The sequence below is a fragment of the Chloroflexota bacterium genome (genome assembly GCA_015478725.1).
Lineage (GTDB): Bacteria > Chloroflexota > Limnocylindria > Limnocylindrales > CSP1-4 > C-114.
Map to the genome: position 1 here is coordinate 1 of JADMIG010000044.1, position 13,358 is coordinate 13,358.

Annotated in this window: 16 protein-coding genes; 7 read left to right on the top strand and 9 right to left on the bottom strand. The window is 71.9% G+C overall.

The genetic code is table 11. The annotated features are described in order from the left end of the window. The 6 genes from IVW53_14685 to IVW53_14710 form a co-directional block, all read left to right on the top strand. A partial coding sequence (locus IVW53_14685) for a hypothetical protein (protein ID MBF6606812.1) occupies positions 1–866 on the top strand: 866 nt, incomplete at its 5' end. A 91-nt stretch (positions 867–957) separates the two neighbouring features. Further along, positions 958–1,545, top strand: coding sequence for a hypothetical protein (locus tag IVW53_14690; GenBank protein MBF6606813.1), 588 nt, complete (start codon positions 958–960; stop codon positions 1,543–1,545). 325 nt (positions 1,546–1,870) lie between these two features. Beyond that, positions 1,871–3,316, top strand: coding sequence for an AAA family ATPase (locus tag IVW53_14695; protein MBF6606814.1), 1,446 nt, complete (start codon positions 1,871–1,873; stop codon positions 3,314–3,316). Beyond that, complete coding sequence (locus tag IVW53_14700) at positions 3,304–3,666, top strand: hypothetical protein (protein MBF6606815.1); 363 nt, start codon at positions 3,304–3,306, stop codon at positions 3,664–3,666. Before IVW53_14695 ends, IVW53_14700 begins: the two co-directional genes overlap by 13 nt. A 217-nt stretch (positions 3,667–3,883) precedes the next feature. After that, on the top strand, positions 3,884–4,543 hold the full coding sequence (locus IVW53_14705) for a recombinase family protein (protein MBF6606816.1): 660 nt from the start codon (positions 3,884–3,886) through the stop codon (positions 4,541–4,543). A 196-nt stretch (positions 4,544–4,739) separates the two neighbouring features. Continuing rightward, complete coding sequence (locus IVW53_14710) at positions 4,740–5,573, top strand: hypothetical protein (GenBank protein ID MBF6606817.1); 834 nt, start codon at positions 4,740–4,742, stop codon at positions 5,571–5,573. A gap of 475 nt (positions 5,574–6,048) precedes the next feature. Here IVW53_14710 and IVW53_14715 read toward each other — a convergent pair whose 3' ends face one another. The 8 genes from IVW53_14715 to ccmA are packed head-to-tail and all read right to left on the bottom strand — an operon-like array spanning position 6,049 to position 12,199. Then, on the bottom strand, positions 6,049–7,053 hold the full coding sequence (locus IVW53_14715; GenBank protein ID MBF6606818.1) for a cytochrome c-type biogenesis protein CcmH: 1,005 nt from the start codon (positions 7,051–7,053) through the stop codon (positions 6,049–6,051). After that, positions 7,050–7,598 carry a TlpA family protein disulfide reductase gene (locus IVW53_14720; protein MBF6606819.1) on the bottom strand — a complete coding sequence of 183 codons (549 nt, stop codon included), beginning with the start codon at positions 7,596–7,598 and terminating at the stop codon, positions 7,050–7,052. The genes IVW53_14715 and IVW53_14720 overlap by 4 nt, the downstream gene beginning before the upstream one ends. Beyond that, positions 7,595–9,568: a heme lyase CcmF/NrfE family subunit gene (locus IVW53_14725; protein ID MBF6606820.1), complete on the bottom strand. Its 1,974-nt coding sequence runs from the start codon at positions 9,566–9,568 to the stop codon at positions 7,595–7,597. The genes IVW53_14720 and IVW53_14725 overlap by 4 nt, the downstream gene beginning before the upstream one ends. Continuing rightward, on the bottom strand, positions 9,565–9,996 hold the full coding sequence (locus IVW53_14730) for a cytochrome c maturation protein CcmE (GenBank protein MBF6606821.1): 432 nt from the start codon (positions 9,994–9,996) through the stop codon (positions 9,565–9,567). The genes IVW53_14725 and IVW53_14730 overlap by 4 nt, the downstream gene beginning before the upstream one ends. Continuing rightward, positions 9,996–10,178 carry a hypothetical protein gene (locus tag IVW53_14735; protein MBF6606822.1) on the bottom strand — a complete coding sequence of 61 codons (183 nt, stop codon included), beginning with the start codon at positions 10,176–10,178 and terminating at the stop codon, positions 9,996–9,998. Before IVW53_14735 ends, IVW53_14730 begins: the two co-directional genes overlap by 1 nt. Further along, a complete protein-coding gene (ccsA, locus tag IVW53_14740) occupies positions 10,175–10,858 on the bottom strand; it encodes a cytochrome c biogenesis protein CcsA (GenBank protein MBF6606823.1) in 684 nt (227 codons plus the stop codon). The genes IVW53_14735 and ccsA overlap by 4 nt, the downstream gene beginning before the upstream one ends. Beyond that, entirely contained in the window at positions 10,855–11,526 is a 672-nt protein-coding gene (locus IVW53_14745; GenBank protein MBF6606824.1) for a heme exporter protein CcmB, read from the bottom strand. Before IVW53_14745 ends, ccsA begins: the two co-directional genes overlap by 4 nt. Beyond that, the gene (gene ccmA / locus IVW53_14750; protein ID MBF6606825.1) at positions 11,516–12,199 is read right to left on the bottom strand and encodes a heme ABC exporter ATP-binding protein CcmA; all 684 of its coding nucleotides are present in this window, start codon (positions 12,197–12,199) and stop codon (positions 11,516–11,518) included. Before ccmA ends, IVW53_14745 begins: the two co-directional genes overlap by 11 nt. A gap of 579 nt (positions 12,200–12,778) precedes the next feature. On the opposite strand from ccmA, the gene IVW53_14755 reads away from it, so the two are divergent. Beyond that, positions 12,779–13,144, top strand: coding sequence for a hypothetical protein (locus IVW53_14755; GenBank protein ID MBF6606826.1), 366 nt, complete (start codon positions 12,779–12,781; stop codon positions 13,142–13,144). Here IVW53_14755 and IVW53_14760 read toward each other — a convergent pair. Further along, the coding region (locus IVW53_14760) for a UvrD-helicase domain-containing protein (GenBank protein MBF6606827.1) at positions 13,049–13,358 on the bottom strand (310 nt) is incomplete at its 5' end. The genes IVW53_14755 and IVW53_14760 overlap by 96 nt on opposite strands.

A 13,358-nucleotide genomic window follows, 5' to 3' on the forward strand; every position in this document is an offset into this window, starting at 1 on the left:
ACGTCGACACCTCGACCGCGACCGGGCGGATGCTCCTCACGATGCTCGCCGCGGTCGACGAGATGACCGCCGACCTCGCCTCGGAGCACGCCCGCGATGCGGTCGCCGTCCGGCGCGCCCGGGGCGACCGGATCGGCCATCCGTTCTACGGCGAGCGCCCCGGCGAGGATGTCGGCGCCGTCGTCGCCGCGTACAAAGACGCCGGCTCGATCATGGGCGCCGCGCGGCTCCTCAACGGACGCGGGCTCCCGACCCGGATGGGCGGTCCATGGTCCACCGTGAGCGTTCGGGCGATCCTCATCCGTCTCGGGGCGATGGAGCATCGGACCCGGCCCGGCGCGAAGGCGCGCGCGCCGTTCGTCCTGTACGGCCTGCTGCGCTGCCACTGTGGCCATGTCCTCACCGGCTCGCGATACCGCAATGGCTCGGACAGCGCCTACTGCGCGTACAAGTGTCACGTGGCCCGGACCGTCCCCGGCCACGGTCCGGGATCGGTCCCGGAGCAGCGCATCCTGCCGTGGGTCCGCGACGAGGTCGGCCGCCTCCGTGCTCCCGCGGTGGTGACGGTCGCCGCCGCCAACGCCGCCCAACGGGACGCTCTCGCCGGTCGCCTCGAACGGGCCCACGAGCTCTACATCGGCGGCGCGATCAGCCACGAACGACACGCCGCGGAGGCCGCCGCCGTGAGCGCCGAGCTCGACCGCCTCGGCGATGCCGAGGTGGTCGCCGCCGTGCCGACGATCGACTGGACGTGGACGCCCGAGAAGCTCAACGCGGTCCTCCGGGCGATCGTCGAGCGGGTCGAGCTTGGGCCCGACCTCCGCCCCGTGAAGGCCATCTGGACCGTCCCGGAGTGGCGGGCATGACCGCGACGACGCTCGCGTGGGGGTGCGCGGCGGGGTCGAGTGGCGGTCCGGTCGGGCCGGTGGGAGACGGGCCTGGGCAAGGTGGCCGACGGTGAGCCGGGCATATCCGCTCGCGCGCTTCGACCCACCGGAGGCTGCCGCGGGTTTCGGCGGGGCGAGCTGGTTCCGCGTCTTCCGCTGTCCTGCCTGCCGGACGGTCCTCGGCCGCCAGCGGATCGGCGTCGTATACGGCCGCGATGCGAGTGGATACGGCGTCCAGGCGGCCGGCCACACGATCGAGCGCGTCGAGCTCGCGCGGGGGCTGATCGCGCTCGAACCCACCGAGGATGGCCTGCTCCGGTTCGGGCTCTCCAGGCGCGCCTATCTGGAGGCGCCGAGCCCGCCCGGGACGCAGCGTCGGTCCGCCCTCCGACGGGCTACGCCGGTGCTGCCGAGTGTGGAGACCGTGGACGAGTTCAACATCACCCGGCGCGGCGACCCCTACCACGTCCCGCGCCACGATCCCCGCCGGGCGAGGACGTCCGAGTCCGACTTCGTGCTGGCCCTCAGCGGGGCGCAGGCCATCCTCCCGTTCGTCGTGACCTGCCCGAGCCCAGCGTGTCGGCCCGAGCGGCGCCACTGGCTGGTGGCCGGCTTGCCGTCCGCGGCCGAACTTGCGGTCACGACGCCACACAGCTAGGATGACTGACGGAGCTGGGGAAGAATCTCCAGTTGCGCATCCCCGCACCGGGCGTACATCCGGGATCGGGCCAGGTCTTCCGGTGAGCCGGAGAGACAGAAGCCGTCGTACCGCAAGGCCCGACGGTCCGAGGTCTCTTTGGCATGCTTGGCCACAATCGGCGCGATCGCGCCGCATCCTCCGGCCGCAGCGTCGCCCATCCCCTCCGTGCCCGCTCTCTGAGTTCGTTCACGCCCGCGCAACAGCGGCTGCTGCGCGCGTTGCTCGAGGCCGACCGGCCACGCCCTGAGCGAGGCGCCGGGGGCGATCCGTCCCGGGTGACACCGTGAACGCGGACGAGCTCGCGTTCGTGCGGTCGTACGACGGGCCTCGCGACGAACGCTACTTCGCCGGGCTCGCACGGCTGGCGACCGTCGCGGGGCGTGCTGAGCATGCCCGGCCTGGGCTCCACGGGCCCACCGCTGCCGCGGATCGTCGTCCCACGCCGCGACCGACGCTGGACCAGCGCGACAACGCCGCCGCCGCCGGACTCGTGCTGGCGCGCGCCGCCGACGTGCGACCCGCGTCGGTCTCGTGGGCGTGGCAGGGTCGCCTACCGCTCGGCTCGCTCACCCTGCTGGTGGGCCAACCCGGGCTCGGCAAGACGATGCTGGCCTGCGAGGTCGCCGCGCGCGCCAGCCGGGGGCAGCTCGACGGGGATCTCGCCGGCCCCTGCGACGCGCTGTACCTCTCGGCCGAGGACTCGCCCGCGCATACGCTCGTGCCGCGCCTGATGGCGGCCGGGGCCGGCCTCGAACGGATCCACTTCCTGACCATCCGCGACGACGCCGGCGAGCGCGGCCTGACGCTGCCCGACGACGTCGACCGGCTCGCCGAGGCGATCCGCCGCACGCGGGCCCGGCTCGTCATCGTCGATCCCGTCATGGCGCACCTCGCCACCCGCCTCGACGTGCACCGCGACCATTCCATCCGCCGCGCGCTGGCACCCTTGGCGCGTCTGGCCGACGAGCTCGGTGTGGCCGTCCTCGCGGTGGCTCATCTCAACAAGGCCGCGGGCTCGGACCTGTTCGCTCGGGTCGGCGGCTCGATCGGCCTGACCGCCGCGGCGCGCAGCGTGCTCGTGCTGGGCGCCGATCCCGAGGCCGACGAGGGCGGATCGGAGCGCATTCTGGCCCACGGCAAGAGCAACCTCTCGCCGCTCGCCGCGGCGCTCCGGTTCCGGGTCGAGGGCCGCACGGCGGAGACACCGGACGGCCCGATCGCCACGGCCGGCCTCGTCTGGGCCGGGGAGGCGCCGAGCATCGGGGTCGCCGACCTGCTCGCCGCGACCGGCGAGCAGGCGGCCGATGGCGGCTCGTCGCGGAGCGAGGCCACGGCGTTCCTGCGCCAGCTCATTGGCGACGGGTCGATGCCCGCGCGGGACGCCCGCCGTGCCGCGCGGAACGCCGGCATCGCGGATCGGACGCTCGACCGGGCCAAGCGAGCCCTCGGGGTGATCGCCCGCCACGAGGGCCAACCCGGGCAGGCCGGCCAGGGTTGGACCTGGGCATTGCCTCCCAAGGACGCCAGCGCTGCCCGAAGGACGCCAACTCCGAGACGTGGCGTCCTTCGGGAGAATGTGGCGCTCTTCGGGGACCGGGACCGGGACCGGGACCGGGACGATGCGCATGTGCTGGCTCGCCGCGAGGATGACGACCCACAGGCGAGCCCGTGGCTCGCGGCCACCGTGCCCACCCCGTCGAGCGATGAGGAGGCGACGTGGACGGCATGACGCTGCTCCGCGGGGCACGCCGGGTTGGCCTCGCCGTGGCGCAAGACGGGGACCATCTCGTGGTCCGCGGGCCGCGCCGCCTGGAGCGCGAGGCCCAGCGACTGCTCGCCCACAAGGCCCAGGTCCTCCGGGCGCTCCGGATCGAGCGGTCGGAGGTCGCCTGGCGGGTCGAGGCGATGCGGGCGAGGGCACCCGAGCACGGACCCATCCCACTCCTCCTCGCCCAGCCTGATGCCGTTCGCGGCCCCGGTTGCTGCTGCTCGTGTGGCGATCGCCTGGAGCGCGACGACCGCTACCGCTGTCGGCCCTGCGTCGAGGCCGCGATCCACGTCCTGGAGACGCTCCCGTGAGCGGCCCCGAGCCTCGCGCCTGCGTCGTCTGCGGCGAGCCGATCCGCTGGGGCCGGCGCGACCGACTGACCTGCTCGTCCGCGTGCCGCCAGCGCCGCTCCCGCGCCGGACGCCGCGTCGGACACGGCTGGGGTGGTCCAACCGACCGCCGGGCGCGTCGTCAGCGCGCAGCGGCCAAGGAAGCCGTGACCGGTCGGCAGCGAGGGAGGAGCGGCGCATGAACCGGCCCGCGACCGACCTCGGCCACCCCCTCCGCGTCGCCCTCTACGCGCGGGTCTCGACGCGCGACAAGGACCAGGACCCCGAGCTCCAGCTCGATGCCCTGCGGGAGTACGTCCGGACGCGCGATTGGGACACGGTCGAGTACGTCGACACCGCGGCGGCCGGTGATCTCGCCCATCGCACGGCCTGGGCACGGCTCCTCGCGGACGTCGCGATGCGTCGGGTCGATCGGGTCATGGTCTGGAAGCTCGACCGGGCCTTCCGCTCGACCCTCCACGCGCTCTCGACCCTGCGCGACTTCGAGCACGCCGGGGTCGGCTTCTCGGCCCTCACCCAGCCCGAGCTCGACACGACGAGCGCGACCGGCCGGCTCGTCTTCACGATCCTTGCCGCCGTCGCCGAGATGGAGCGCGAACTGATCGCCGATCGAGTGCGCGAGGGAATGCGTCATGCGGCTCGCCAGGGCAAGCGGATCGGTCGACCACCGGTGACGGCCCGGCCCGGCTTTGCCGGTCGCTGGACCCGTTTCCAGGCCGACCTTGCCGCAGGCCGCCTCTCTCGTCGTCGAGCGGCTCGACGACTTGGAATCGGCACCGCCACCCTCGCCCGGTTGCTGGCGGCCGATCCCGACCCCGAGCGGACGACTCGCGCCTGACGCGCCGGGCACCCTTCCGGACTTTGACACTGGCCGGACTTTGACACTGGCCGGACTTTGACACTGGCCGGACTTTGACACTGGCCGGACTTTGCCGGACTTTGACACTGGCCGGACATCGGAGGAAGCCTCGGTTCGTTGACTGGGGCTGCACGAAGTTGCCGTCGAGAGTGACCTGCTGTACGGTCTGCTGATCATGGATACCGACGCACTCGTCCTACAGGCGCTCGCGGATGGCGCGGCCTCGGCCGCCGCGATCGCGGCAGCCACTGGTCTTGGCGAGCGCCGCTGCTATCGCTCGCTCGATCGCCAGAAGGTCCTCGGGAGGGTCTGGAGCCCCGTCTACGGCAGCTACCAGCTGACTCGCTCCGGGCGCGACCTCGTGGCTGACCTCGCCACGCCGAGGCGGGAGGCCGCGATCGTGGCGACCACGCGACCGGCTAGAACGTTCAGCGACAAGCTGTGGTGGACGCTGCCCGACGGTACGAAAGTCCCCGATGATGGCCTGTCCCATGTCATCGGCCCGCGGCCACTGGTCGAGCCGGGGTCGATGGTCGCGACCGAGAGGACGAACACGCCGCTGGTCGCGTCGGCCGGGCGGCCGCAGGTCGAGCCGACCAAGCCGGTCGGGCAGCCCTCCGCGCCCCGCTCATCGACGGCTCCATGGCCCGCGCCCATGGGCGACGCGACGTCGGACAACCGCCGGCTCTTCGGCCGCACTGCCCATGACGACGGCGAGATGACGATGGCGGCGGAGGCCGGCACGATCGGCAGGGGCACGGTCGCGGCGTGGGCGCTCGTCATCGGCGGCGTCGGCGCGGCCCACTGGAAGGGCCAGGCCGTCGTCGAGGCCGTCGTCGCGGCCGCCGAGAAGGGCCAGGCGGTCCTCGCCGCTCTCGGGGCGGCGAGGACCGCGACGAGCGAGGCACCACGTGAGAAGGGGTTCCAGCCGGCCCCCGGCATGGCCTCGACGGCCGAGATGGGCTATGGATCCGACCTCATGGGCTACAGATCCGGCATGGGCTGGTAGGCGCGATCGGCTCGCGGCCGTGGTCGTGACGATCCTCGATGCAGCCCCCGGGGAAGACGGCACATCGCCCGCAGCCTCCCGGCAGGCCAGCCGCTCGTGTCCAGGCCGGCCCAAAAGGGCAGCCCTGCCTCAGGCCCGCATTCGTGCGGCGGACGGTCCCCACCCGGGCCGGCCCGAAAAGAGGTGGTATCCAGCGGCCATGCGATGCCGAGCGCGATGATGAGCACGCCGGCTTATGGCGCGAGCGAGAGTGACCATCCGGAGGAGCGCGAACCCAACGAACCCGAGGGACACCCAGAGCAGGATAAACACCCCGGGGAACCCGACGAGGAACCTGATCCCCCGAGCGACCGGCGCGGCGGCTGTTCGGACCTCGCCGGTATCCCACGACATACCCCGCGAACACCGGTATGACCGGCAGGACCCAACGGCGTGACGCACGAGACCAGACCGCCGAGGAAGACGACGGCAAGGCTCACGGAGCGCCACTCGGCCCGGGTGCCCCGAGGAGCTGCTCCGCGAGGGTGCGCCGCGGGTCCGTGGGGGCGAGATCGAGGAACCGCAGGACATCGGCGCGGGCGGCCGCGGTCAGCGAACCGGCGAGCTGGTAACGAGCGATCGCACGGAACAGGTACGCGTCGGGCAGGTTCGGGGCGATCGCGACGGCTCGATCGAGGAGCGGGAGGGCACCGTCGGGTCGGCCGGCACCGAGCAGGAGGGAACTCATCCCGACCAGCGCGCCGACATCGTCGGGCTCGATCTTGAGGGCACGGCCGTAGGCGTCGGCCGCGTCGCCGGCGCGACCGGCTCCAGCATACGCATCGCCGAGCGCCACGAGCGCGCCGACATCGGTCGGATCGGCGGTCACCCGCGCCTGGAGGTCCCCGATCGCCGGCGCCGCCTGGATCGTCGCCTGGCCGCCGGTGATCTGACCGCCGATCGAGCGCGGCCCGGTGGCGATGGCCAGCGGAACCGCGACGGCCGCGATGACGATCGCCATCGCGACCCCCAACACGAGCGGACGAGGTCGGTCGGCGCGGACCCGGTCGTCGCGCTCGGCCGGAGCCCGCCGCCTGCGCCGGCGGGCTCGCCCGACGACCACCGCCGTGCCGCCGATGAGCAGCAGACCCGGTGCCGCCCAGAGGAGCACATTCGGGCCGGAAGCGTCCGGGGCGAGAAGAATCCATTGCCCGTATCGCTCGATGAAGAACGCGCGGACGTCGGCATCGGTCGCTCCGGCCGCCACCTTCTGGACCACGACACTCCGCATCTCGCCGGCGAGCGCGGCCGGCGAGTCGGCGATTGATAGGCCCTGGCAGACTGGGCAGCGCAGCCCGGCTTCGAGCCCACTAGCTCGCTCGGCGGGGCTCGGCGGCCGCAGATCGAGGGCCGCCAGGAGTGCCGCGACGACGACGAGAAAAACGGCGCCGAGCAACAGTGCGTCGGCCGATCCGCGGAGTGCAAGGCGCCGCACGCTCACCGGAGCACCGCGCCGATCTGGCGCTCGAGGGAGGTGGCGTCGAGCGGCCCGATCTGCTTGTCGCGGATCGTCCCGTCGGCGGCGATGAAGTATGTCTCGGGGATCCCGTACACGCCGTAATCGAGCGCCGTCCGACCGTCCGGATCGAGGAGAGACGGATAGGCGATCCCGTAGCGGTCGACGAACGCCTGTGCGCTCGCGGCGCTGTCCTCGTAGACGACGCCGAGGAAGGCGACGTCGAGTGTCGCGTAGCGCTCCTGCGCGGCCCGCAGCAGCGGTGCCTCATCACGGCAGGGGATGCACCATGATGCCCAGAAGTTCAGAACGACCGGACGCCCGCGGAGGTCCGCGAGGTCGATCGTCGTGCCACCGAGCGAGACGAGCCGAAACTCCGGGGCGACGCGACCGACGAGCGGCGATTCGATCCGTCCTGGGTCACGGGCGAAACCGACCGCGACAAGCGCCATGACTCCGACGACCGCCACGCCGACGACCAGCGACGCGAGGAGTCGCGAGCGCGAGGACCGGATCGCCGCCGCGCTCACGTCGTCGCCCCAGCCGCCACGGCCTCCGGGTCGGGGGCGGTCGCGCGGGTCGATCGCGCGGTCAGCCGAGGCGCCAGCGCAGCGAGACCGCCGGTCGCGACGAGGAGCCCTCCCACCCACAGCCAGCTCATGAATGGCTGGATCGTCAAACGGAGGGAGGCCGTGCCGGCGAGCGGGTCGACATCGAGCAAGACGAGGTAGACGTCGGTGGTCAGGCCCGGGACGATCGCCGGGGTGGCGATCGTCTGCGCGGAGTTCGGAAAAAGGCTCAGGTCAGAGGTGACCAGCTGATCGAGGCCAGGCCCCCCGACGTGCACGGCTGCCCGGACGATCGAACGGTCCGGGCGAACCTCGCTCGAGATCCTGGCCAGCTCGACGTGGTACGCGCCGAGGTCGAGCGTCTGGCCGTCGCGGAGGGTCGCCGTGGCGTCCTGTCGCCCGGCCGCGGCGGCGACGATGACGAGCGCGACGAGGGCGATACCAGCGTGGCTCAGCAACGCCCCGACTCGCCGGGGTGGCCAGCTGAACCATGTCGCGGGGTTCGTCCGGACGCCCCGCGGCGGTCGACGGCGGCGCGCGAGGTCGACCAGATAGCTCGTCGACTGGACGAGCGCGAACCCACCGATCGCGACCCCGAGGATGAGTTCGGGCGGGCCACCGACGAGGAGATCGCCGATCGCGAGGCCGACCCCCGTGATCGCGCCCGGCACGAGGCGCCGGCGCGCCGCTGGCGTCCAGGAGCCCCACGGCAGCGACGGCCCGATGCCGGCGAGAACGAGCAGGCCGAGCGCGATCGGCCCGATGACCCGCTCGAAGTACGGCGCCCCGACGCTGACCTGCCGACCGGTCGCCGCCTCGACGAAGAGCGGAAACAGGGTTCCCACGAGGACGGTCATGGCGATCGCGACGAGCAGCAGGTTGTTCACGAGAAAGGCGACCCCGCGCGCGCCGAGCGCGCCGCCGGGCGGCCCGCCCGGAAGGCGCCAGACCGCGAGCAGGACCGACCCCGTCACGGCGCCGCCGACGAGGGCGAGGAAGAGCGGCCCGATCGGTGTATTCGTGAAGCTGTGGACCGAGGAGAGGATGCCGCTTCGGGTGATGAGCGTCGCCACGAGGGTGAGCGAGAATGAGGCGACGACGAGGGCCACGTTCCAGGCGGCGAGCGAGCCGCGCCGCGCCTGCACCATCGCCGAGTGGAGGAACGCCGTCGCGGTCAACCACGGCAGGAGCGCGACATTCTCCACCGGATCCCAGGCCCAGTAACCACCCCAGCCGAGCACCGCATACGACCACCAGGCCCCGAGCACGAGCCCCATGCTCAACGCGACCCAGGCGCCGAGCGTCCAGCGGCGCGTCGCGGCCAGCCACGGCCGATCGAGCTCACCCCGAACGAGCGCCGAGATCGTCAGCGCGAACGGGATCGCCAGACCGACGAGGCCGAGATAGAGGAGCGGCGGATGGACGACCATGAGCGGGTTGTTCTGAAGGAGCGGATTGGGCCCGGGCCCGTCGGCCGGAACCGGTGACACCCGTCCCCACGGGTTGCCGGGACCGACGACGATGCCGAGAAAGAAGACGAGCAATCCGAACAAGACGGCGAGAGCCGGCGGGAGCCGCCCCTCGTCGCGGGCGGCGGTGCGCAGGACAAGCAGCGCGGTCAGTGACGCCAGGAGCCCCGCCCAGAAGAGGATCGAGCCCTCGAGCGCTCCCCAGAGCGAGGCGATCGTGTAGAGGAGCGGCGTTTCGCGGCCCCCGACCTGGGCCACGTAGACGACCGAGAAGTCATGGACGACGAGGGCGACGACCATGATCACATTCGCCCCGATCGCGAGGGCGGCCGTGGCGAAGACGAACCGCCGGAGGCTTGGATCGAAGCTGCCCGATCGCACCGCCCGCAGGGCGACAACCAGGCCAAGCACGGCCAGCACGAACCCGGCGAGACTGGCGGTGAGTCCGGCGCTCCCGATCATCCGCCGCCCCGGATCTGCTGCAGGATGTCGGGCGGGATTGTCTCCCCGGGCTTGAGCGGTTCGTACACCGCGGAGTGCTTGATGAGGATCTCGTCGGCCGCGAAGGCCCTGGGCCCGAAGGTTCGCCCGACGAGGACGACGCCGATCCCGTCGCGGAAGAGGGCGGTCGGGAGGAACCGGCTCGTCACGGTCTCGGTCGTCTGCCCATCCGACACCCGGAACGACAGCGCGCCCGTCGAGCGGTCGAAGGTGACTGAGCCTGCGACGACGATCCCGTACAGTCGGACCGGGCCGTTGACCGGGCTCGCCGCGAGTTCGGTCGGCGTCACGTAGTAGACCACCGCGTTCGTGACCGCAAGGCCAAGAAGCGCGATGAGCGCCGCGACGACCAATCCGAGCCCGAGGAGCGTCGCCGGCCGGGCGCGCATCAGCGAACCTGCGGCAGGGTCCGCGCCTCCGCCTCCGCCTCCGCCTCGACCTCCCTCCGGCGCTCGATCGCCGCCTGAGCCGAGCGAGCCGCGCGCAGGCGGCGCCCGAGCGTTGCGGCGTAGACGCCGAGCGCACCGAGGGCCGCGAGGTATGCGCCGGCGACAAAGGCGATGTCGGTCATGACCGTTCGAGCAGCGCCAGCTCGGCCTCATCGCGCGCCCGCTCGAGCTCGAGCCGGCGGTTGAGCAGGTACAGGAAGAGCAGCGTGTAGGCGAGGACGCTCGCCAGCAGCTCCGCCAGCAGCACGTCGCCGATCGTCGGGTCGCCGGGTTGGATGATCGTCGGTGGTTGGTGCAGGCTCCGCCACCACAGGACGGAGAAATGGACGATCGGGACGTTCGCAAAGCCGACGATCCCGATGACCGCGCCGGCGCGAGCCCGGCGAACCCGGTCGACGATCGACGCGCGGACGAGGACATAGCCCATGTAGATCACCAAGAGCAGCGCGGTCGTCGTCAGGCGCGGATCCCAATCCCACCAGATGCCCCACGTCGCCTTGCCCCAGATCGAACCGGTCACGATCGCCACGGCGGTGAAGACGAGGCCGACCTCGGCGCTCGCGGCCGCCAGCCGATCGGCCGCGAGGTCGCGCCGCCACAGATATCGGACGCTCGCCGCGAACGTGACGAAGAAGGCGAGATACGCGATCCAGGCCGCCGGCACGTGGACGTACATGATCCGCTCGACCTGACCCTGCAACCGGTCGGGCGGGACGATGAAGAGACCGATCGTCACGACCACCGCGACGGCCGCGAGGGCGGCGGCGGCGGATGGCGCGAGGAGGCGTCGAAGCACGATCATTCGAGGGCTGCTCCGGCTTCGTAGACGAGCAGGCCGAGTCCGGCAAACAGGGCCGCCTGGGCGGTGAGCAGCGCGGACCACGGCAGCGCGGCGTCGAGGCGACCATCGAGGACCGCGGCCGTCCCCTGGGCGGCGGCGAGCAGGGTCGGCGCGAGGAGCGGCAGGAGGGTCACCGGCAAGAGGAGGATCCGCTGGCTGTTGGCCCCGACGACCCCGGTCACGAGGCCCACGGTGCCGGCGAGCGCGAGGCAGGCGAGCCCGGCCAGCGGGACGAGCGCGACCGACGCAGGCGCCAGCTCCACGTTGAGGAGCACGACCGCCGCGCCAAGGAGCGTGAGCGTGATCGTCCAGAGGACCGTCGTGAGCGCGACGACCTTGGCGGCGAAGATCGCCCGACGATCGGTGACCGAAAGCCACAGCACCGAGAACGCGTCGTCAGTGCGGTCGATCCGATCGAGGCGCTCGCCGACGGTGATCGCCGCGTAGACGATCGACAACCATGCGAGTCCCGGCGCGATCGTTCGAAGGCGCGCCGTGTCGGGACCTGCCGCGAGGCCGGTCACGACGAGGCCGATGAGCCCGAGGGTGAGCGCCCCGGCGATCGAAGCCGGCGTTCGCAGCTCGATCCGGAGATCCTTGGCGACGAGCGCGAGGATGTCAGCCAGCATCGATCTGTTCGGTGCGAACCGTGGATGGCGGCAGCGAACGCAGAGCGCGGCCGTCGACCAGGGCGACCGTGCGCGCTGCCATGACGTGGAGACGGGCGTCGGACGGCGCGGCGGCGAGGACGAGGCGTCCGGCTCGCGTCGCCTCGTCGATGAGGTCGAGGACGGCCGCGACCCCGGCCTCGTCGAGGGCGGCGAGCGGCTCATCGAGCAGGATTGCATCTGGGGCGGACGCGAACGCCCGCGCCAACGCGACGCGCCGCCGCATCCCGGCCGAGAGCCGGCCGCACGGTTCGCCGGCCACCGACGCTGCGCCGATCCTCTCGAGCAGGCGTATTGCATGGGCCGGATCGCTGCGGGCGAGCCGGGCGGAGAGGGTGAGGTGCTCGAAGGGGGTGAGTTCGTCGTAGAGCCCCGACGCGTGTCCGACGTGGGCGACCCGCGGGCGCGCGGCGGGGGCAGCGCCTGTCCATCGAACCGCTCCAGCCGTCGGCGAGGTCAGCCCGGCGACGATTCGGAGGAGCGTCGACTTGCCCGATCCGTTGGCACCGATCAGGAGAACGAACTCACCCGCGCGGGCGTCGACATCAACCTGCCAGAGCGCCACGGTCATCCCGAAGAGTTTCGAGACGCCTCGCAGCTCGAGGCGCAGATCGGCGGCCGGATTGTGGGACATCGCGGCGGGACCTCGGCATTACGACGTGGCCGTAGTATACGACCGGCAGGATCGATGACCATGCGGACCCATCCGGCTGCGTCGCCGTCCCGCACGCTGGATCTGCCGCCGGTTCGAGTTCAGGCGAAGGGCGACAGTCCGCTCAGGTGACAGGCGGGCGCGACGATGGCAACGATGGCGCCGGGAAGCCACTCGTAGGGAAGGCGAGGCTCGTCCACGTGGTCGGTCCCGTCCGCCGGCGCGATGAGGGTCCTGAGGCGCTGCGCCGACGCGGCGGCGAACGAGACACCGAGCCCGTTCCCACAAGGACCCTCGTTTCGGAGCGGGCTTGACGCGGGCTCCCACGTGCACACCATCGGGAGCCGGGGAGGCACTCCCTTTCGGCACGCGACTCTGCCCGTGTGTCGGCCAAGCCGGAGCCAACCGGTGCCCACTCTGCGACATGGCGCCCTCTCCCGGGGTTGCCGTCGGGCGGCGTCGCGCCCTTCTGGTCGGCTACTATGCGCTGTCTATCAACATTAGAACGGTATGTGCTACGCTCAGGCTCACGAGTTTAGAAGCGATAGATGGAGCGTAATGATGCCTCGCACAGACAAGTACCCCTACCGCCCCGACGTGCACCTGAAGTGCATCCAGGCAGCCATCGCGCGCAAGGTCATCACGTACGGCGACCTCGGCACGAGCCGCGCGATGGTGGGCAAGTACCTATCCCACATCACGCATGAGGAGGACAACGCAAGTCGTCCGCCGGTGACGGCGGTGGTCGTGAGGAAGAGCACGCGTCGACCGGGCCCCGGATTCCTCGAGGCGATGCAAGAGATCAAGTACGCACAACCGGGCGAGTCCGACTCACAGGTGTGGAAGCGTGCGCTTGCGGACGTCCACCAGTACTGGCACCCGAAGCTTGACGACGACCGCGCCCAGTGGCCGCGGTTCCACAAGTAGACCGGAGGGTCGCGGACGCCGGCCTGACGGCGCCGGGACCCGCACCTGAAAGTGGCGCGTAGTCCTGGCCTGGCTCCCTGCGGCGATCCCGGCCAGGAGGGATTTAGGTGACACCGGTGCACCGGGGGCCGGGTTGCCCATATGGCAAACGCGGCGCTTGACGTCCGCGAGGCGCCAGCCGTAGATCGACTGGTCGTCGTCGCCGACGAGGAAC